The organism is Nostoc sp. (assembly GCF_036916575.1).
Lineage (GTDB): Bacteria > Cyanobacteriota > Cyanobacteriia > Cyanobacteriales > Nostocaceae > Nostoc.
The window spans coordinates 1-22,247 of sequence record NZ_JBALGC010000041.1; the positions used below are offsets into that span (position 1 = coordinate 1).

Consider the following 22,247-nt stretch of genomic DNA (forward strand, 5'->3'; position numbering starts at 1 on the left):
CCGCCAAGAACGCCAAGAACGCCAAGGAAGATAGAGGTAACTATTTAGTGCAAGCTTCTAGAGAATTGGTATTACTACCTTCATAAAAAAACCCCCAGTGGGTTTTAGCCGACCAGGGGAGCTAGTTATCAGGGTGCATCTACCAATTAAATGTTCTAGGTTTAACCACCATGCTCCGGATAAATTTATTAGAAAATTGATTGTTGTCGTGTGTCAAAAAAACAAGAGTGGATATTAACTGAATTAGGGGAGTTAAAGATTAAGGTACATCCATCTATTAATCAAGTATTCTAGGGTTAAGCACTATTTTATGGTAGAGAATATCTGCGTCAGAAGTTGCTGTTGTTTGCCAAAATTGAAAAAAACCCCCAGTGGGTATTAGCCAACTAGGGGAGTTGAAGATCAAGGTGCATCTACCAATTAAGTGTTCTAGACCCAAGTAATCCGATCCGGATAAAGTTGTAAAGGCAGAAAAAGCAAAACAACTAGAATCAGAAACATTCAGGGGTGGAATGCATCTAAGTTATCAGAGGGAGCGAAAAATCGACTTGAAACTTTCGCGTTTCAAACCAGATTTAGGAGGCGGACAGGAGAAGTTGTGACCCAGGAATTCCACATTTCGGTAACTCCTGTAGGGCAAAATGACTACTTGGTGCGGACGGAACAAGTCGCGCCTGGGGTGCCATTGGCAGAAGAACTGGTGACTTGGCCTGTAGCTGATTGGTTGATCGCTGCTGGGCATTTGATGAATGACCCGTTAAAGTCGGTGTTGCAGGGAGATCCATTTGCCCCTGGTGGGCATGAAAGCGACATCGCCAGAAACTCTGTTAACTTGGTGGCGTTAGGTCAACAATTTTATAACGCCCTATTTCAAGGCACTCTCAGAGATAGTTGGATTACTGCCCAAGGTATTGCCCAAAACCATCAACAAGTACTACGCTTGCGCTTGGGGTTAAAAGATACTAGGTTAGCTCGTCTGCCTTGGGAAGTGATGCACGCAGGCGATCGCCCTCTGGCTACTGGGCCTTATGTCGCTTTTTCTCGCTTCCAAAGTGGAATTTTGGGAGCTTCCCCTTTGCGATCCCTGCGGGGGGCTACGCCTACGCGAAATATGCCCACACCACTAGAACAAGGTGGTGTAAAAGTATTGATGGTAATTGCTTCCCCCTCAGATCAAGTCAGCCTTGACTTACTCAAACAAGAATCTATCAAACTGCAAGCTGAACTTCACCGTCAAACATCACGACTGACTGAAGGTAACAATCGTTTGCCAGAAATTGACCTGACGGTGCTAGACCAACCAGGACGAGAAGAACTGACGCAAGCTCTAGAACAAGGCAGATACCACGTTCTCCATTACTCTGGTCATAGTAACTTAGGGTCTAATGGCGGAGAAATTTATCTTGCTAGTCGCAGAACTGGCTTAACGGAAATCTTAACTGGGGACGATCTGGCAGGTTTGCTCGTCAACAATAACATCCAAATGGCAGTGTTTAACTCCTGCTTGGGGGCGTACACAGCTGCATCCAATCCTTCTGGAGATACTGGCGAACGAAACCTGGCAGAAAGTCTGGTGAAGCGCGGAATTAGAAGCGTTTTGGCGATGTCAGAACGGATTCCTGATCAAGTGGCGTTGACGCTCACACAATTGTTTTACCGCAACTTGAGTCAGGGATATCCAGTAGATTTGTGTGTAAGTCGGGTGCGCCAAGGATTAATTTCTGCCTATGGTTCTCACCAGATGTACTGGGCATTACCGATTTTATATCTCCAGCCAGAATTTGACGGTTTCTTGAGTGAGGAAACTGAGTTATCTGAAAGTGCGGAGTCGCTCAACCAGTATAGTTCGCCTTTAGGGACAACTTCCACGATCTATTCTGCGATCGCAGATGATACTGAGATGCCTTTAGGAATGGAGGAAATGATCCCTTCTGATTTGGCGCGTGATTCTGGGTTGGACTGGCTGGGTGAAGATACTTGGGGCGATCTCGTTGATGAAATTGAGTATGATGACCCAAACTATGCAGAAGATTCTGCTATAGTTTCGGATTTGTTTCGTCAACTAGATAATCAAAAAGCTCCAACTCAAATAGATCAACAAATTCAGGAAAATAGTCTTCAGCAAAGGCAAGTTTCAGAAGAAATAACTTCTTTGCAAGAGCAAGCAAATTTGTGGGGAGAAGCCCCAGCACCACCACCTCAAACTGCTGGGAACTTTCAAAGAAATTGGGAAAATTATGATTTTTCGCGCTCGCAATCAGCCGCACCAAGACTTCCTATGCGACGTCGTAGGCTGTGGCCGATTCTGGGTATTGTGGGAATCAGTGCGTTAGCAGCTGCGATCGGTTTAAATTGGTGGTGGCAAAATCGACCCCAAGCAATGCTTAAAATACCAGTAATTCCTACCCAGTCTCTACCCATTCAAAAGCAGCAAAATATCGATTTAGAAACAGCAGCGACTGGAATTGTCACCGCCACTGCTACAGAAAAATTGAGCCAGGGTGATTTGCAAGGTGGGTTATTGGCTGTAGAAGAACTACTCAATCGTGGCGCACTGGCTGCGGCTGAAACTGCCCTGAAACTAATTCCAAATAAACAAGTTGATGATCCATCTGTTAACTTTTACAAGGGACGATTAGCTTGGCAGTCTATCCAAACCAAAGACAATAACTATAGCGTCGATGATGCCCGCCGTTACTGGGAAACTGCTGCAAAAGCTAAACCAGAATCGCTTTTGTATAATAACGCTTTGGGATTTGCTTACTATACAGAAAACAATCTGAATCGAGCTAATGACTCTTGGTTCAAAGCTTTGAATTTAGCTCTTAAAGAACAGAACACACGCTCAACATCCACAAAGACGGCAGTGCCTCAGGATGCTTTAACTTCCTATGCTGGTTTAGCTCTCGGACTGTATAAATCTGCACTTAGTCAATCTAATGGTAAGCAGGCACAATATCTGAATGAAGCGATCAAGTTGCGGCAAATGGTAGTTAAGTCTGATCCAGTAAATTTCCAGGTAGATAAATTAGCTAAAAATTGGCTGTGGACGGAGAAGGCGATTGAAGATTGGCGATCGCTCCTTGAGGAAAAAGGTGAAGAACAGTAGAAGGAATCGGGAGTCAGGAGTTATGTGACTCTGAATAAAAACAGAAATTTACCATTCAAGTTTCTAGTAAAACAAGCTAGTATTTGGGCGGTAAATTTTACTTTTCAGCCTGATTAAATTACCATATCTTCAACCATCTATAAAGCCCTTAGTAGCTGCTATGACAATGCTGACAGCAGGATGATCAACTGCTTTTTCCAGAGCTTCTGATCCTGCTTCTTTCAGGGCATTGACAATTCGAGCTTTCAGTGTTGGCTTACGTTCTATTTCTTCTACTGCTTTGACGCCAACAATCGCAGTATTAGAATATTCTTGTGACAGTTGATTTAAAAGTTCTTTAATATCTTTTGCAGCTTGTGCCAAATTTTGGGAGTTGTTGATTTGAGTGCCGATTTTATCACGCATAACTTTATCGCCGCCAATATTATCCCCAGAGCCATATTGATTTACTGTTGACATTGAACTATTTTCCTTTTGACGAATTTGATTTTGTTGTTCTTGAACTTGATTTAGGTTGATATGTACATTAGATAGTATTTGCGGAGATTGAGGAGGATTTGTTTCAACCCCTAACTGTTCTACAAACAACCTCTCTTTATCCCTATCTATCACATCATCAATTAAGCTTAAAACATTTGCTTTTTCATAGCTAATATCACATTCAACATCATATTTTTGTTTAGCAAGGCGATTTCTTAAATTTTCAAGCTTATAAAAATGTGGCTCTTGGCTATCTTTGCAGGTGTAGCAATTACAGGGGATTAACTTGTTGTACTGTAGTCGCTTGTATGAAGCATGAATTTTATCGAGTTCATGTGTAACTATGGTCATCAAATCTCTTTTGTGACGACCTGAGACTCGAATCTTAATCTCCCGCTTGCCGTAATATTCAATCACCTCTGCCTTCGTCTGGTCTTTACTGAGAACGACGCCGCTTTTCCAGACACATTTTTGTTCAGCAATCAACTCATGTATGGCAACAATGAACTGAGTGATAATGCCTTTGGGCATGAAATCGTAAGTGTAACGCAGGATCAGATTGTTGATTTCATTCCAGTCATAGGAGGGTTGATTAGCAGATAGCAATTGTGGGGCAATATAATTTCCTTGGCTTCTAGGAATTTCGTAGCACAGCTTGAAGTTGATCATCAGGCGCAAGAGTTCATCATGCATCGTGATATATTCGTCTTCACACCAGATGTTTGCCAAGTCAGACCGAGTAAAACTGCCCAGGTTGCAAATTACCTTTTCATTATCCAGGACTTTGTAGACTGCATCAGTACCCCACTTGGGTTTGAGGATGACGGTCTTGTTCAAAAGTGCGTCTTCCTGGAAGTGCAAGCATACTCCCAAATCGTGCAGATAGCTGCTCAACTGCAACTTGTCATTTCTTTGGGTGAACCCATTTTGTTGGCAGATGTTCAGGTATTCATCCAAGTTGATGTAATTGCATGAGTTACTCTCCAAAGCTTCCCGAACTCTAACCCAGGTTTTGGGAAGCGGACTGCCAATATGGGGTAGGTTTTTAACGTAATGCTTGATTTTTTCTAAAACTTGTTCTAAACCTCTAGTGGTAGCAAGGTTTGTTGGTAAAGTCTCCTTCAAATTAGTAAACTGCCCCCGTAACTGGAGTTCATTAATTTCACGGTGGCGGTTTTGCTTCTCATTTTTGATGATTAGCAGCGGACTGTTATCGCTCAACAGTTCCACGACATTTAGCCAGTAATAAAAATCTGTGTCTTCCTTGCGGGTGTCTGCCACCAAAGCATAGAGTGAGCGCTTGGTAAGAAAGAACTGGTGAGTTGCATGGTAAATCTCTTGTCCCCCAAAATCCCAGATGTTGACTCGAAATTCTCGCCCGTTTTCCATTGGGAAACGCCACTGGATTACCTCAATTCCCTTCGTAGGGTCTTCCTCGCAGAGTTGATAATTTTGGTCTTCAATTTTCTTCGCCAGTGTTGTCTTCCCTGCTCCTGCTTCGCCGATAATTGGTAACTTTGCTTCATACAGATAATCTGTGCCTTTTATTTCCAGTTGTCGAAAATAATCTTTAATTGCCTTAATACCTTTTGCAATAACTTCTGGTGGTGGCTTTTCGATGGGGTTGCCGCTTAAATCCAGAAAAGTGAGTTGTTGCAGGCGGGCAATTGCTTCTGGCAGTGTCGTTAATTGGTTGCTGCTTAAATCCAGGGAAGTGAGTTGTTGCAGGCGGGCAATTGCTTCTGGCAGTGTCGTTAATTGGTTGCTGCTTAAATCCAGGGAAGTGAGTTGTTGCAGGCGGGCAATTGCTTCTGGCAGTGTCGTTAATTGGTTGCTGCTTAAATCCAGGGAAGTGAGTTGTTGCAGACTGGCAATTGCTTCTGGCAGTGTCGTTAATTGGTTGCGGCTTAAATCCAGGGAAGTGAGTTGTTGCAGACTGGCAATTGCTTCTGGCAGCGTCGTTAATCCGTTGCTGCTTAAATCCAGGGAGGTGAGTTGTTGCAGGCGGGCAATTGCTTCTGGCAGCGTCGTTAATCCGTTGCCGCTTAAATCCAGGGAGGTGAGTTGTTGCAGACTGGCAATTGCTTCTGGCAGCATCGTTAATCCGTTGCCGCTTAAATACAAAGAAGTGAGTTGTTGTAGGTGGGCGATCGCTTCTGGCAGCGTTATTAATGGGTTGTAGCTTAAATCTAAGAAGATGAGTTGTTGCAGGTGGGCGATCACTTCTGGCAGCGTTATTAATTGGTTGTAGCTTAAATCCAAGAAGGTGAGTTGTTGCAGGCGGCTGAGGGCTTCTGGCAGCGTCTTTAATTGGTTATGGCTTAAATACAGAAAGGTGAGTTGTTGCAGGCGGGTGATGACTTCTGGCAGCGTCGTTAAGTAGTTGCCTCTTAAATCTAGGGAGGTGAATTGTTGCAGGCGGGCGATCGCTTCTGGTAGCGTTATTATTTGATTGCCGCTTAAATCCAGGGAGGTGAGTTGTTCCAGGTGGGCGATCGCTTCTGGCAGAGTGGTTAATTGGTTGCCGCTCAAATTCAAAACCTCTAACCATTCCAGTTCAAACACCTCAGCAGGAATCTCTGTTAATTTTTTCTTGTTATCAGTATTCCAATCATTGCTTAAATTTAATCGTTTAAGCTGTTTCTCTTTCGCTTCTCGGATTTTTTCAAGGAAACGTTGAGGCGTGTTTGCCATACTGAAGTTCACCTGTCAACAAAAATTATATTTAATGCCCTTAATTTGCTGGACAATCTCGCAACTACTAATATTTTGCACTAATCCTAACAACCGCCACAGGTTAGAAACCTATGGCTAATAGCGAAACTCCTCTAAAGAGGACTAAATTCTTTCCAGACTTAGGTTTTTGTCTACTTGAGTGGCTTTGGCTATTGTTTCCTAGAACTTCGAGTTTCAGGCGTTCGCAGCTACTAACTGAGAATACTGCAAGATATCAAAGCAATCTACTATGCTGGGTAACACTACACGAACGCTAATAATTTTTACGGGATTTTAAACAGAATTTATCATTACCAATTTGCGTAAGACTTGAGTCATATTTGCCTGTTGCTTGTTATGTAAAACCTCAATCTGTCTCTAAATTACGCAACTTATCCAGCCCGAAAAATCTGAGCAGCAGTCAAATTAAACTCTGGGAAAGCTGACGAATGAATGCGGTCATTTCCCCTAAATTGTCTAACTTGATACTCACCTTCAATTAGTTGGTAAATCGAGATAGTTGGTTGTTTAGGATTGCCAATAAATCGTCTACCACCTAAGGCAAGGTAGTCTACAATCCAATATTCAGGAATGCCCAAAGACTCGTAATCTTCTAGCTTCAAAGCATAATCATCACTCCAGTTGGTTGAAACAACTTCTACAACTAAACGAACGGAAGTACCCTGCGTAATGATAGATTCTTTTTTCCAGCGTGGTTCATCTTTAACAGCTTGTCTATCCAGAACGATGACATCTGGTTCATAACCTGAATCAGTGTTAACTGACTTGATGACGCATTCTTTAGGGATAAAACAAGGAATAGATAAACGGGTGATTTCAAGAAACAAAGAACCATTAATAAACCCAGCTATCTCTGAGTGCTTCCCTGTTGGCTTAGGCATTTCAACAATTACCCCATCATGTAGTTCATAATGCCTGTCTGAAGATTCGGGATACCAGGCGATAAATTCATCAAATGTTACTAGTTTGCGTAAGACTTGAGTCATACTTTGCCCCTTGCTTTATATCAAATTTGACCCCTCTCCAAACCTCTCCCCGTGTCGGAGAGAGGCTTAATCAGGGAACTGAGATTAAACTTTCGCCGCAACACTTGGTAAACTTACTTTCAACCGCTTAAACATCGCTTCCCGCGCTTGTACAGCAAGATTATCGTCAAAAGGTTCTAAGGTAATTTCCTGCTGATACTTTAGCCGCAATGCTGTTTGAATTAACCAATCGGCGACAAAGGATTTTTGGGTAACAAAGGGCCGTGGGAATAAGTTGCGATCGCATTCTGATAAAATGCTCCTTCTGTCCCATCTTCACCATTATTTCCCAAACCATACACCACGCGTCCCAATGCTTCCACTTTCCCCAACTTGGTACGTCCACCGTGATTTTCAAAGCCTACTAAATATGGTGTGCTACCTGTCATGTCTTTTAAATCCCGCGCCAGACGTGAGGCTGTGACTTCAATTACCAAGTTTCCAATACAGCGCTTAGTATTTTCACCAGGATGGACGGAAACTAAATCGAGTATTCCCAAACCTTCAATCCGCTGTCCCAAGCCTGGTTCATAATAATGTCCTAGCAGTTGGGGTGAACCACAAGTAAATACTCCCGGTGTTCCATTTTCAATTTTATCGCGCATGGCGTCAGCTTTTGCACCTTGCAAATCACGCATGACAATTTCTTGCTGACGGTCTTGTGCGCCACCACCAACGATTACATCTACAGTTTTAATATCTGCGGCTGTGGCATTTTGATCCAGGGGTAACACTTTAACATCGTATCCCCGCCACTGAGCGCGACGTTCTATAGTAATTACATTACCGCGATCGCCATAGGTACTCATCAGCGTCGGATAAAGCCAACCTATTGTTAATTCCAACTCTGGAAAACTCATAACTCCTAACTCCTAACTCCTGTACAGACGCGATTAATCGCGTCTCTACTCCTAACTCCTGTACAGACGCGATTAATCGCGTCTCTACTCCCAACTCCCCATTCCCCAATTTAAAGAATTTTACGGCCAGTCAAAACTTCTCGCACTTCTAGCATGGCTGAATAGGTAGGCAGAATGTGCAAAGTTTCATTCTCTGGTGTATGCTCTAATGCGGTAGCGATCGCCTGTCGCAAATCTTCTTCAACTATTAAATTTAACGTACTCTCAGGGGACTTTTGGCTGTAACGTAGACGTAGTGCCATATCGTAGACGCGATCGCCACTCACTACTAAAGTCCCTCCGCGTTCGACTAATTTTTCAGTATCCACGTCCCAAATCCAGGATACATCAGTGCCATCAGGTGTGCGATCGTTCAATACTAGCAGTGTGGTTTTATCTGTGCTTTGAGTAACTACGCGAATGGTTTCATTCGTTCCCACAGGATTTTTTGATAACAATATCCGCACTCGTTTACCGTTAATTACTAAATCTTCAGCTCGACCAAACGCAGCTTGGAAGTTGTTAATAGTATCTCTAATTGTTGCTTCATCAACTCCCAACTCAATAGCCGCAGTAGCAGCAGCCAAAGTATTATATTTGTTGTACAAACCAACTAGAATTTGCGACCATTCACTACTTTCGAGAGTCGGTTTACTTTTACTAAAACCACACTTGGGACAAGTAAAATCTCCTAAATGAGACAAATAAACACCCTTGTAATCTAAAGAATGTCCACATCTGGGACAATAGATAGAATCAACAGCGTGAGGAATAGCTTCCAGATAATGTTCTGGTTCATTTAAGCCAAAGAATAACACCCGTTGGGGTAACTGCTGACCGAGGTGAGATAAAGTTGGGTCATCAGCATTGGGAATTACCACCGTTTCTGCTGGTAGGGTAGAAATAACTTTTGTCCAACGCTTACTAATTGTGTCTACTTCCCCGTACCTATCGAGTTGGTCGCGGAACAAGTTTAAACAGAGAATAATTCGCGGCTGGAGTGGCGTTAATACTCTTGGTACAATATTTTCATCAACTTCCAAAATGGCGTAATCAATATCTAGTATGCCTAGTAAGTTGGTGGTTTCCAACAGCGCCGTCATCAAGCCATTTTCCAGATTTGCACCTGTAGAATTATGAGCGATGCGGTAACCCTTGCGTTTTAGTATCGTGCATAAAAGCAGTGCTGTAGTGGTTTTGCCGTTAGTACCAGCAATTAAAATTACCCCGTTTTTAACTTGCTGACTCAATAATTGTAAAAGTCTCGGTTCAATGCGACGAGCAATCGAGCCTGGTAATACACTACCAGCACCCAGACGGAGCGTAGGCGCAGCCCGTCGAAGACATCGCACAATAAACGTCACACTTTTTGCCACTGACACCGCGAAACCCAGTCGCAGCCTATCTATGAATTGTATTTTGTTTCCCACATCCGTACCCTAGTCTTCTGGCAGTTGCTAATTGAAAGTATTTAATTGCAAATTTAATCTTGTGAGTTTAGCGAATCCTAGCTTAAAAAGCCAGCCTGAAAATTAAGATGCAGGGAATGAGGGGGCTGGGGGGTTAGGTTTCGCTTCTTTTTTCCGCATGACGTGAAAAGTCAGATGAGGAGGGAGTCGGGAAAATGGGAGATTGAGCCTTTGAGGCTGACACTTGAGCCTTTGAGGTCGAAACTTCAGCCTTTGAGGTCGAAACTTGAGCCTTTAAAGTTGAAACTTGAGCCTTTAAGGTTGAAACTTGAGCCTTGAGGCTGACACTTGAGCCTTGAGGCTGACACTTGAGCCTTTGAAGCCGAAACTTGAGCCTTTGAGGCTGACACTTTAAGTTCTAACTTTTCCCTCATCCCCCATTTCCCACTTACGAGAGATAATCTCAGTAAGCGTTATCTTAAAAAATAGTGGGTGGGCGTAATTACATATCCAGCCCAGTTTGCTGAATTCAGTACAAAATCACGACAAGTAGTAGCTTGCAAGGTTCCTTTTGATGAATAGCATTAAGTTTCTTTTTTTACATAAACAAATTACTGGCTGGCGAAGGTGGTTGTCCAAATGCCTGTTGTTGCTTGCAAGTCTTTTCATTATAAGTATGCAACCTGCATATGCTGGTCTCAATAATGATTTATATGATGGCAACATCTTTGTCGTTTATGCTGGCAATGGTTCATTGGTTCCTCCCAGACAGACACTTGCACAGACTTTAGCGGAACATAAACCCATATTTTTGGCATTTTATGTGGATGACAGCAGCGATTCCAAAAGATATGCCATTTCCATTTCACGGGTACAAGAATTCTATGGTCGGGTAGTAGAGATTATGCCTATTAATGTAGATAATATCCTGCCTAAACAGACCTACGACCCTAGCGAACCAGGATATTACTATTCTGGGGGTGTTCCTCAAGTCGTGGTGTTTAATAAATCAGGTGAGGTAGTTTTGAATAAGAAGGGTCAAGTACCTTTTGAAGATATAGACGATGAATTTCGCAAAATATTTGATTTATTACCACGCACGGAAACAGCACAGCTAAAGCGGCGAGCCTTCAATGAGTTCAGTAGTGAGTTAGCTAAGTAACTTATGGGGTAGACCTAATTGGTCTGCCCTAATTTTTAGTGCTTGTTACTACATTTACTGCCGATGCCAAAGCATAATATTTAAATATCTGTGTTAACCGATTAAAAAGTTATATAGTCTATAGTCCGTCACAAATGACTAATGACTAATGACCAATCACCAGTGACCAATGACTAACTAAAGTGTATTCTGATGTCAAAAGTTTACACCACCCAGGAGCTAATTCAAATTTTGGCAGATGAACGTCAAGCCTGCCTGAAGGGAAAACGCTTAAAATTAGAAATAACAGTTTCTGGCAATCCTGTAATTGACCAGTTTCTCAAAAATGATGGGCTGCAACAGTTCACTGCCTATCAAGATTTCAAAACTGCAATTCATGATTATCAAAGGGAAAATCAAGTTTCAGGTATTATCTGGCGGGAGGTAACAGTCAAAGGTAAAAACTTGAACTATCCCGAAGTAGATAGCGAGTTAATAGCCCTCAACAGTGATTTAGAGATATTAAAAGCTGCGAAAAATTCTATCGTAGAATTTTGGTATAAAGTCTCTATGGAGATGGATTTATACTTGAGTTTCAATAATAGTAAACAATACCAACAAATTGTCACATCTGATGTAGAGAGAATTGTTCAAAGAACAGAATGGGCAAGTTTGTGCAAGTGGGAAAATTCTAGCTTTTTGGAAATGATTTTGCAGCTAGGATGGGGTAAACCAGAAGAGGCTTATTATAAACGAGGAAGACCGCGATCGGGTAGTGAATATATTCATGCAGTCAATCCTGGTAATCGCCCCATTGGTTGACGTACCGATTTTTTGGATTTCTTTTTGATAGCAATGAGCATTGCTGTGCCTCCTAATAAGCTCAAGCTTGATTTTGCCCGATGAGACTGACGATCGCTGTAGCTAAATCCACTGGATCGACGGGTTTAGGTAGGTGTTTTTGAAATCCTGCGGCCATTGCTTGGTTGTAATTAATTTCTCCAGCATAAGCAGTCAAAGCGATCGCTGGAATTTGTCCGCCTTGGTTTGGCGGTAATTTTCTCACCTCGCGCAGCAACATATAGCCATCCATCAAGGGCATTCCAATATCGCTTAACAGGATATCTGGCCTTGATTGGGCTATTGTTTCCAAGGCTTCGGTTGCTGATTCAACTGCCGTTACATTCGCTCCATATTGTTCTAGCGCAAAGCTAAAAAACTCTCGCACATCAGCTTGATCGTCCACAAGCAGGATTTGCACTCCAGCAAGTAATCTGTCCTCAGTACTGAGTTCTGGTTGAGAAGCCTCAGCACTCTCACCTCGTAACTCAGAATTTTTCAGCAAAGGTAGCCTGACTGTAAAAGTAGCCCCTTGTCCTTCTCCCAGACTCTCTGCCTGAACTGTACCACCGTGAAGTTCTACTAGATGACGCACGATTGCCAGTCCCAATCCCAATCCGCCAAATATCCTGGTTGTTTTGGCATCTGCTTGTCGAAAGTAGTCAAATACATAAGGCAAAAATTCCAGGATGATTCCCTTACCTGTATCAATCACCTGGATTTGGGCATCTAACCCAACTTTCTCTAGACGCACTTCTACTCGTCCTTCTGTGGGTGTGAATTTAACGGCATTGGAGAGGAGATTCCACATCACTTGTTGCAAGCGATCGCCATCGCCGAGAACTTTACCGATATCATTACTTAGCACCGTTTGAATTTGAATTGACTTAGCTTCTGCTGCTAAACGCACTGTTTCTAGTGCAGCTGCGATCGGCACTCTCAAATCTACTGTGTAAAGATTTAGGTTGACTTTACCTTGTAAAATCCGCGAAACATCAAGTAAATCTCCAATAAGTTGGGTTTGTAACTGGGCATTGCGTTCAATTGTTTCCAAAGCCCGGATTCTAGCGGCTTCGTCGAACTTGCGGGTTCGGAGTAACTTTGCCCACCCTAAAATCGGATTCAGGGGAGTTCTGAGTTCATGGGAAAGAACAGCGAGGAATTCATCTTTAATACGGTTGGCTGTTTCGGCTTGTGCCCTTGCAGTCTTTTCGGCTTCGTAAAGTTGAGCGCGGGCGATCGCTTGAGCACACTGCTGTGCCACTGTCAATAAAAATCCCCGGTCTTCTTCGTTAAATATTTGTACAGTGGCAAAGCTTAATCCCAGTGCCCCAATCACTTTGCCTTCTGCTATCAAGGGAATGGCAGCCCAGGCATTATTCTGTGTAAGAGCCACAGCATCCGCTAAGTTTGGATATTTAGCAATCATGGCTGCTGAATTTTCTAAAAAAATCGGCTGCCTAGTTCTGACTGCTTCCGCTATTTGGTTAGGTGCAGTGATCGGAAAATTTGTCCAGGCATCTATGAATGATTGCGGATAGCCATTTGCTTGCACAACTTTCAGGGTAGTATCTCCCTGCGTCAGTAAGACAACAGAACCAGCAGTGGCTTCTAAGGCGGTAATCCCTTGGTTTACCACTACATCAGCCACCTGTTGGGGAGTTAGCGCTTCTGAGAGGGCAGCAGTTATTCTTTGTAAAAGTAGCGTGCGATTGACAGACCGTTCAGCTGCCTGTTTTGCCTGTTGAGTTTCCTGGTAGAGTCTGGCGTTATCGATGGCTGTCGCCGCCCGACGAGCAATATCCTCTGCTAAAGCCAAGTCTGTTTGTTTGTAGCGCCGACCTGACTCGGCTGTAAAAAAAGAGATTGCTCCGAATAATTGCCCACGGGAACGAACTGGAATCACCATTAGAGAATGAATACCCAGGCTTCGCAATAATTGCAGATGTTCATCGTCTTGAGCCATCTGTATAAGATGAGGCTCAGATAATTCGGAGTAAAATACAGATATTCCTCGCCTTAGCTGCTGCACAAGTTGTTTTGCTCTGGTTTGGGATGGATAACGCCGTTGGATTTCGTCTAAAATATTTCGTTTTGTGAAATCGGCAATTGCGATCGCAATTTGTTTACTTGAGCAATCTTCCTGGAAAACATCTACAATACACCAGTCGGCTAGCGTTGGAACTGCTAGATTAGCCACACTTTCCAAGGTGATTTCATAATCGAATGAGGCAGCTAGTAAGATGCTGGCTTCGACTAAAAAGTTTTGTGTCGTTTCAACTCGTTTGCGATGGCTAATATCCTCAAGAATGCCTAATGCATACTTTGGTTGTCCGTTAGCATCCAAAACTGCTGATGAAGTTAGGTTTACCCAAACAATAGAACCATCTTTGCGGATGTAGCGCTTCTCTAGGGAATAACCACTAATTTCTCTTGCCAAAACTCGCCGAGCATTCTCGCAATCAACTTCTAAGTCGTCAGGGTGGGTAATTTCCTGAAAGTTCATTTGAATTAACTCTTCATGGCTATACCCCGTAATTTCGCACAGAGCAGGATTAACCTGAATTAATCCTCCATCCAACGCTACTAGAGTAATACCGACAGCTGCCTGGTTGAACATTGCCCGGAACCTTTCTTCGCTTTCCCGCAAGGCAACTTCTGTTTGCTTTGCTGCTGTCACTTCTGCCAAAATAATTCCAATTCCTACCGTTTCGCCCATTGTGTTGTTTACCGGGTAAAAGTTGCCCAGCCAGTAGCCGTACCTTCTAGGTTGTCCTCTTGTCTCACCGCTGATTTCCATATTCAGCAGGGGTTCTCCAGTATCCAACACGCGCTGTAAATGTAGCTCAAACTCAGCCGCCATATTTGGCAACACTTCGCCAAATTTGCGTCCTAGATGTTCTTGTATGGTCAAACCGTTAATCTCAGCGAAAACTTGATTAATTCTGATATATCGCAGTTCCCGATCAAAAAAGCATACTGCAACGGGAGCAGCTTCTAACAGCGCATCTAGAAGAGATAAAGATTCGGCGTAATTCACTAAAGCCTGGTGGATGTCTCGATAAAGTCGGGCATTTTCCACTGCTAAGGCTGCACGATGGGTAATATCTGTTGCTAAAGTTAGGTCAGAGCGATCATAGCGACGGTCTGATTGAGCGGTGACAAACTTGATGCAGCCCAGAACTCGCCCTTGTGCTACTAAAGGGACAATGATCGTAGACTTAATCCCTAATTGCCGAACAATGTTTAAGTGTTCTTCATTCTCAGTAGTCGCCATTAAAAAGGAGTCAGATACCTCCGGAATTAATTCTGGTTGCCCAGTTTGCAGTACTCTAGCGATGTCATTCGTACCCTTGGGATCTGGTACATACTGCTGAAGTTTACGCGCCCACTCCGCTTTCGATGGGTCTGCATGAGCAATGGGTAGACGGCGAATGGAACCATCTTCATTTAAAATCTCAACACTACACCAATCAGCTAGCTGGGGAACTGAGATTTCGGCGATTTGTTGTAAAGTTTCTTCATAATCTAGGGAAGTAGAGAGTATACTACTAATTTCGGCGATATAGCGAAGTCTTTCCTCACCCTGCTTACGCTCTGTAATATTCACAGCTGCACAGGTAATACCCTGAATCGTATTGTCTACATCCCTTAGCGGTTCAACCAGCAAATCGTAATAGCTGTCTTTTCCACAAATTCTCAGATCAACCTCTTGACGAGTTGAAACACCAGTCTCTAATACCTTCAGCTTAATTGCCCTCAATTGCTCTGCTACTAAAGCTGGAAATAATTCATCATCAGACTTACCTAACATTTCCTCAGCAGTATCTAGACTTTGAGGATTATGAATCCATTGATATCGCAAATCGCGATCCTGCTGAAACACGAGGATATCTAAACTACTTAAGGCTAATCGAAATCGCTCCTCACTAACTCTTAGCTTTTGAAGATTTCCATCAGCCCGTCTTTTAGCAGCCTTTAATGCCTCATATAAGATACTAAAAAGCAATCCTTGTAATCCAAACAACCCAATTGGCACGAAATTGGATAAGTCAAAACTCAGATCAGAAGCTGGGGGGAGAAAGAAGTAATTACTTAGTAACGCAGACAAGGAAGTTGCTAACAGCCCTGACTTCAAACCACCATACCAAGCACTCACCATTACAGCGCTAAAAAACAGCATGAAAGGAGTTCCACTCATGCTTAACCAAGGATCTAGTATCAACATTAACACTAATGTTAGTGCGACAATTGATACAACAATGCCATAACGCAGTAACTGGAAATAATGAATCTGAGGCATGAAAATGTCTTGGAACAAGCAATATTTATTGCCGAGGCTGTAGATACCCTACGCTAGTTTGCAAATTTTAGTAAGTTATCTCCAGATAGATTTTAATTTATTTAGAAAAACTTCTTTTGTTAGAGGTTAATTACTCGGTAATATAGTATAAGAGCCAAAGTTTATCATTAATCTATATGCATAACATCAGTTTGCTGATCATAACTACTCAATTCCAAGAGATGCAGTAACCTAAGTTTATAAAAAATCCCAAAATTCCCAAAATCAAGATGATTTTAAATATCCGATATGTCTTCCAATACAGTTCAGTGAAGGCTAGAATCCTTTGTCAAAGTCAGTTTTTTTCACATAGATGCAAAGCGGCTTGCCGCAGCGAAAAGTCGGAGCGGCGGTTCCCGCCGATCTGAACTTTTCAAGACAGGCTACCACAGAGGCGCAGAGAACACCGAGAGAAGAAAGAAATGCTTAACCCAAGCGTATTGATATATCTTCTGGTTCCATCTCAAACACTAAATCTGACTATGAGATGTGGCTGAATTAAAATTAATCGCAATCAAACACAGACTCTTATTTGACTGTCGATTTCTGTTTGTATTTACGGGGAGCATCCCAATTTTGCAAATTTACCAAAATGATGAGTTGTCATTGCGAATGAAGCGTTCGCAATGACAAAATATGTTTTTACACATTTGAGATGCTCCCCAATTAATCCCCAACCCTACTTTGGTCTATTCACAAAAAATTCGTTGTAATTGATATCCTTCAGCACTGCTACCAATTTTTCAATATGTGCTGCTTGATGAGTTGCCATTAAAGATATTCTGATCCGACTTGTGGGCACTGTGGGGGGACGAATTGCTGGAGCAAAAATGCCAGCATCTCTTAACTGTTTTCCAGCTTTGAGGGCATCTGTCGCACTGGGCAATTGAAAACATAATATAGATGATTCCGAAGGCAGTAATTTTAGATTAGGTAACTGTTGTTGCAGTAAATTTTTCAAGTAATGTACATTTTGCCACAATTGGGCACGGCGTTGCGGTTCTTGTTGGACTATCTTGATTGCTGCTAAGGCCGCGGCTGTATCAGCAGGTGAAAGCCCAGTGGTGTAAATCCAAGTGGGTGCGCGATTTTGCAAAAAGTCAATTAGGGCGGTACTTCCTGCCACATACCCGCCTAAACTACCCAAAGCTTTACTCAAAGTGCCAACTTGAATTAATTGCTTTCCTGTACACCCAAAATGTTCGACACAGCCAGCGCCAGTTTTTCCTAGTACCCCAGTGGCATGAGCTTCATCAACTAGCAGCATACAGTTAAATTCATTAGCGAGATCCAACAGTGCAGGTAACGGACATAAATCACCATCCATACTGAAGACGCTATCAGTAAGAATCAAACAGCGTCGGTAGTTTTGTCGCTGCCAATTCAACTGAGTTTTTAGTGCTGCAACATCACAGTGCGGATATTCCACAACTGTTGCACCGCTGAGAATCGCCCCATTTTTCAGACTGGAATGATTGTATTGGTCAGATAAAATCAAATCACGCTTGCCAACGAGGGCAGTAATTGCACCCAAATTGGCTAGATACCCGGAACTAAATACCAAGGCATCTTCTGTTTGTTTGGTAAATGCGATCGCCTCCTCTAAATCTCTGTGTAATTCTCGATGCCCGCTGAGTAATCTCGAACCAGTGCTACCAGTCCCAAATTCAGCGATCGCAGCAATTGCTGCTGCCTTCAACCGCTGATCTTCCACAAGCCCCAAATAGTCATTACTGGCAAAATTAATTACCTCTTGCCCAGCTAAAATCACCGTTGCACCCGGACGACCGTGGATTGTTTGTACTGAGCGATACCAGTCTGCCCGATGAATTGTTGCTAAGGACTGTTCTAGCCAAGCATAAGGGTCAATTTGCATAGGGCAGGGGGCAGGGGGAGAATAACTAACAACTAACAACTAATGACTAATGACTAATGACTAATGACTATTAAACTTGTTCGCTGCTCAGATGAGCGATCGCTTGTTTAATCCAATCTTCTACATAAGCGTCTTTAGGTAGTCCGATATCTTCACTCACCACGTGCAAGGCGTGACTGACTTCATGGGCAGTATATCCCAAGGCGAAGAGAGTCATTTGCACTTCTTCAAGAATTCCCGGTGCTGGGCCATCTGTGGCGACGAAGAACCCGGCTGACTTGCGCCACTCGACTAACTTGCTTTTCAGTTCCAAACAGATGCGTTCGGCAATTTTCTTACCGACACCGGGAGCTTGAATTAATATCTGTGTATTGCCAGCGATAATTGCTTGAACTAAATCTGGTAGTTCCAGAGTGTCCAAGAGGGCGATCGCTAAGGCTGCACCAATACCGGTGACAGTCAGCAAATGGCGAAATAAATCGCGTTCGGCTGGCGAAGCAAAGCCATATAGGAAGGGCACTTCTTCACGAATTTGAAAATGGGTAAAAATTTGCGTCACTCCTCCCGACGCTGGTAACTGGTTTGCTAGGCGTTGAGGAACTTGCAAATCATACCCCAAGCCATTGACTTCCAAAGTCAAAATTACGCGATTAGCGCCAATTGTTTGGATACCAGCGACTATACCTTTTAGATAACTAATCATTACAAGAGACCAAAATATTTTAAACCTTCGATAATTCCACCTGCACAAAAACATGAAGCCAGGTAGCGGTGTTCATCGGGATGCTCATTGTGCCATTGAAGTAACTCTTTTCGGGCATTCCCCACAATGATTCCCCGTGCGTTGCCTACAGCAAATAAAGCAATATCATTACCTGAATCACCACAGACAACTGTTTGTTCAGCTGCAAATTTCCACTTTTGGCGTAAAAACTGCATTGCCTGACCTTTATCGCTGCTATGGGGTACAATGTCAAGGTCTATTCCGCTACTGTAGATTAACTTTACATTTAGTTTATTTTTTTGCAACTCTGCCTCAAGTTGTGGTACGACTCTGACAGATGCTTCTTGTTGTAAGAAAAAACTCACTTTCAAGGGACGCTGTTCTGAATCTGGTTGCTGAATTAACTCAGGATATTTTCTAGTAAGAGATAATACTGTTTCTCGTTCCCACCCCGTAGAGAGGATTTCTGACCAATCTGAGTCTGGAGTATCAGTAGTATCAAAGTAAATCTCAGTACCCACAGAAAGGACGAGAGCATCCGGTTGCAAAAGATTTTTTTGAGCTTGGAGTTCTTTATAAAGTACAGGCGATCGCCCAGTAGCATAAACAATTTTAGTGCCGTATTTTTGGCGATGTTGACTCAGTAATTGATTCAGTTCTGCTAAGGCGCTGTCATCGCCCACAGTGCGATACACGAGGGTGTCATCCAAGTCTGTTACAAAAAGAAATTTAGCCATAATCATCTCTTATGCTTCGCTTTACCATCAAAAAGTTCATGTCCTTTTTGCACTTATCTAAAGAAAACATAGATGTCGTCCAAAAAACCAGCTATCCTGTTTTTATCTGGTGTATCTGGTGTCGGCAAAACAACCATTGTCGCCACTGTGCAAAAGCGTAATTTAAACAATTTGTCTTGTGTCTTTTTGCACGCCGATACTGGCGATACTCTGTCTTTCGCCGAGATGGTTGAGCAGGCGGCTTTATTGGAAAGATTTCAAAAGATAGCAACCCACAAGTGGATTGAAAAAATTATCTACGAATATTACCCCGCTTTTGTCACTCTCCGAAAACAAAAATCAAAAGGAATGTTTAAAACTTTGACTGGGACTGGGTTTGTGACTTTATTTCCTAATATGATAAACGTTATCATTGCTTTAGACTGAAACCCTTGTGCAGCAAGTATTTCAGATTTTTATCTATGGAAAGTGACAGAAGAGGGTTACAGCTATTTTCAGGTAAATAGACCACGCGGTAGGGGCACAGCATTGCTGTGCCCCTACGATAGATGTGGTTCAAATACATGAAAACTGCTGTAATGATTGCTGCAATGATTTAAGCGTTGCTTATCAATCATGCAACATTAGCAGCAAACGCTTCAGCATTTGCAGCAACTGCTTATACATTTACTACAAAGATTTGAGCATTGCTTATAAATGAAATAGCATTTGTTGCAAAGGTTAAACTATTTGCAGCAACTGCTTATACATTTACTACAAAGACTTAAGCATTGCTTATAGATGAACTAGGATTTGTTACAAAGGTTAAAGTGTTTGCAGCAACTGCTTATAGATGACCTACTAACGCTTAAACATTACTTATGAATCAAGCTATATTAGCTACAACAGTTCAGATTGTGATAGCTAGTGTTTGAATTTGAGCGTAGGCGTAGCCCGTCGTAGCGAAAAATTGGAGCGGAGGCTTCCAACGCTCTGTACGAGACGCTATGCCGTAGACTTTACGCTGCGCTATCCGTTGGTGCAGCCCGCCGCAGGCATCCAAACTTTTAAAGGCAGACATCGCTAAACTGTGAAGCGTTTTGTAATTAAGTCTGGTGGTTGACCCCTTTTAATCTTCTCAACCGACCGAGTTTATTCAAGTCCTATTTCTCAAAGAAGAATAAATCCTCTCAAAGATAGATGAGCAAATTTTTTGGCTGCGTTAGTCTCAATGCTGGTGGTGAATATGCTATTGTTACCCACGCTGCTATCTAAATTAAATAATTAAGTAGGTTGGCACAATAAAACCAAACTATCTAAAGAAAGTTGAAAAGGCAAAAGGCAGAAGGTTTGATTAAGAAGCGGATTCAGACCTCTGCTTAATAAGAGCAAACAAATTTTTAATTTGGTCGGGGTTTTAAACCATTGTTCCCTTCAGCCACGGTAAATTAGATTAAAACCCTCTTGTCTTTTGCCACTTGCTTTATTCCAATTATAAATTTTGATGCCTACCTAGTTAATTTAATGGCTAAACAAAATATTATCGTCGTTGGAGGATCAGCAGGTGGAGTTGAGGCGCTGGCTTATCTAGTCAAGCATTTGCCGCCCGATCTGAATGCTGCTGTGATTATAGTTCTTCATGTACCCAGTCACAGCAAGAGTGCTCTGCCAAGAATATTAAGTCGCGTTGGCAAATTTCCAGTGTCCCACGCCCAGGACGGCGAAGCTATTGTTCCTGGTTGGATTTATGTCGCTCCGCCTGACTACCACTTAATACTAGAACCGGGATATTTGCGTTTGACGCGGGGAGCAAAAGAAAATCGTTGTCGTCCCGCTATTGATCCATTGTTTCGTAGTGCAGCGCGAACCTATGGGCAGCGAGTGATTGCTGTGCTACTAACAGGTATGCTTGACGACGGCACGGCGGGACTAGTGGCTGTAAAAATGCGAGGCGGTGTGGCAATTGTCCAAAATCCCGACGATGCTTTGTATCCTGATATGCCACGTAATGCGATCGAGAACGTAGAAGATATTGACCATATTGTGCCACTTTCAGATATTCCTTCTATTTTCGCAGCTTTAGTTAACACGCCAATGGAAGTAGAAACAGAAAAGCCCATACCTAGCAAGATGGAGTTTGAATCTGAAATAGCCAAATTGAATTTGGAAGCAGTAGAAAACGAAAGCGACCGACCCGGTAAACCATCAACCTTTGGCTGTCCTGACTGCGGCGGTATCCTCTGGGAAATCCAAGAGGGAAATTTGTTGCGCTTTCGGTGCCGCACGGGTCATGCTTTTTCAGCAAAAACTTTACTGGCCACACAGTCTGATGCCTTGGACGAGGCGCTATGGGTCGCTTTAAGGGCATTGGAAGAGAAAGCTTCTTTATCACATCGCATGGCTTTAAGGATGGAGGCTCGCAATCTATCATTGTCAGCAGAAAGATTGAAACACGAGGCGGAGGCTGCTCTTGTACGCGCCGCCATTATTCGAGAAGTGCTATTGAAAGACGATACAAACACAGATGTTGATTGAAGGTGTGTATTTGCGTGGATTGGATTGTATTAGATTGGATATCTAAAACGCGATGCCTACGGCAAGCCGTAAAGAGCGTCTACGTAAGTCGGTGCAATAAAACCAAACTGTGTAAAAAAAAGTAAATATGGCTCAAACTCTTTCTCCCCCAGCTAAAAGCCCAATACGCTTGGGTTAAGGCTAAAACTCTTTCTTCAAGTCAATTTTTTTAACGAACCGCCTTCTCTGCGAGAGGCTTCCGCCAACGCGCAGCGTCTCGTAGAGAAGGACGCAAAGGACGCAAAGAGAAGGAAGAAATTCTTAACCCAAGCGTATTGGCTAAAAGCCCAGCAAGAACTGCCTTATCCCAACAATAATTATTTACGCCGACCTACTTACGCATCCTCTAATATCATTCTGCTTGATTACTTATTAA

The 22,247-nt window shown here is 42.8% G+C and carries 13 protein-coding genes and 1 pseudogene; 5 read left to right on the forward strand and 9 right to left on the reverse strand.

Annotation, left to right across the window (positions count from 1 at the left end; genetic code table 11):
- Positions 1–598 precede the first annotated feature (598 nt).
- Positions 599–3,109 carry a cell division protein HetF gene (gene hetF, locus V7L29_RS10515; RefSeq protein ID WP_334735409.1) on the forward strand — a complete coding sequence of 837 codons (2,511 nt, stop codon included), beginning with the start codon at positions 599–601 and terminating at the stop codon, positions 3,107–3,109.
- 129 nt (positions 3,110–3,238) lie between these two features.
- Here hetF and V7L29_RS10520 read toward each other — a convergent pair whose 3' ends face one another.
- The 4 genes and pseudogenes from V7L29_RS10520 to V7L29_RS10535 form a co-directional block, all read right to left on the reverse strand.
- Complete coding sequence (locus tag V7L29_RS10520; protein WP_334735410.1) at positions 3,239–6,283, reverse strand: COR domain-containing protein; 3,045 nt, start codon at positions 6,281–6,283, stop codon at positions 3,239–3,241.
- 413 nt (positions 6,284–6,696) lie between these two features.
- Positions 6,697–7,311, reverse strand: a complete 615-nt coding sequence (locus V7L29_RS10525) for a Uma2 family endonuclease (RefSeq protein WP_334735411.1) — start codon at positions 7,309–7,311, stop codon at positions 6,697–6,699.
- An 84-nt stretch (positions 7,312–7,395) separates the two neighbouring features.
- Positions 7,396–8,210 (reverse strand): annotated as a pseudogene (locus V7L29_RS10530) (type 1 glutamine amidotransferase).
- A 110-nt stretch (positions 8,211–8,320) separates the two neighbouring features.
- The gene (locus tag V7L29_RS10535) at positions 8,321–9,679 is read right to left on the reverse strand and encodes a Mur ligase family protein (protein ID WP_334735412.1); all 1,359 of its coding nucleotides are present in this window, start codon (positions 9,677–9,679) and stop codon (positions 8,321–8,323) included.
- A gap of 553 nt (positions 9,680–10,232) precedes the next feature.
- Between V7L29_RS10535 and V7L29_RS10540 the strand changes: the two genes are divergently transcribed.
- Both V7L29_RS10540 and V7L29_RS10545 read left to right on the forward strand, forming a co-directional pair.
- Complete coding sequence (locus tag V7L29_RS10540) at positions 10,233–10,820, forward strand: thylakoid membrane photosystem I accumulation factor (RefSeq protein ID WP_334735413.1); 588 nt, start codon at positions 10,233–10,235, stop codon at positions 10,818–10,820.
- A gap of 192 nt (positions 10,821–11,012) precedes the next feature.
- Positions 11,013–11,621 carry a hypothetical protein gene (locus V7L29_RS10545; RefSeq protein WP_334689275.1) on the forward strand — a complete coding sequence of 203 codons (609 nt, stop codon included), beginning with the start codon at positions 11,013–11,015 and terminating at the stop codon, positions 11,619–11,621.
- A gap of 61 nt (positions 11,622–11,682) precedes the next feature.
- Here V7L29_RS10545 and V7L29_RS10550 read toward each other — a convergent pair whose 3' ends face one another.
- The 4 genes from V7L29_RS10550 to V7L29_RS10565 form a co-directional block, all read right to left on the reverse strand.
- Positions 11,683–15,942: a PAS domain S-box protein gene (locus V7L29_RS10550; protein ID WP_334735414.1), complete on the reverse strand. Its 4,260-nt coding sequence runs from the start codon at positions 15,940–15,942 to the stop codon at positions 11,683–11,685.
- A gap of 718 nt (positions 15,943–16,660) precedes the next feature.
- Complete coding sequence (gene bioF, locus V7L29_RS10555; RefSeq protein ID WP_334735415.1) at positions 16,661–17,857, reverse strand: 8-amino-7-oxononanoate synthase; 1,197 nt, start codon at positions 17,855–17,857, stop codon at positions 16,661–16,663.
- Positions 17,858–17,927: 70 nt separating this feature from the next.
- Entirely contained in the window at positions 17,928–18,560 is a 633-nt protein-coding gene (gene ruvA, locus V7L29_RS10560; protein WP_334689272.1) for a Holliday junction branch migration protein RuvA, read from the reverse strand.
- Positions 18,560–19,318 (reverse strand): sucrose-phosphate phosphatase, encoded by a 759-nt coding sequence (locus V7L29_RS10565; RefSeq protein WP_334735416.1) that lies wholly within the window; start codon positions 19,316–19,318, stop codon positions 18,560–18,562. Before V7L29_RS10565 ends, ruvA begins: the two co-directional genes overlap by 1 nt.
- A gap of 72 nt (positions 19,319–19,390) precedes the next feature.
- Between V7L29_RS10565 and V7L29_RS10570 the strand changes: the two genes are divergently transcribed.
- A complete protein-coding gene (locus tag V7L29_RS10570; protein ID WP_334735417.1) occupies positions 19,391–19,744 on the forward strand; it encodes a hypothetical protein in 354 nt (117 codons plus the stop codon).
- A 463-nt stretch (positions 19,745–20,207) separates the two neighbouring features.
- On the opposite strand, the gene V7L29_RS10575 is transcribed toward V7L29_RS10570, so the two are convergent.
- On the reverse strand, positions 20,208–20,378 hold the full coding sequence (locus V7L29_RS10575) for a hypothetical protein (RefSeq protein ID WP_334735418.1): 171 nt from the start codon (positions 20,376–20,378) through the stop codon (positions 20,208–20,210).
- Positions 20,379–20,821: 443 nt separating this feature from the next.
- On the opposite strand from V7L29_RS10575, the gene V7L29_RS10580 reads away from it, so the two are divergent.
- A complete protein-coding gene (locus V7L29_RS10580; RefSeq protein WP_334735419.1) occupies positions 20,822–21,832 on the forward strand; it encodes a chemotaxis protein CheB in 1,011 nt (336 codons plus the stop codon).
- Positions 21,833–22,247: the final 415 nt, after the last annotated feature.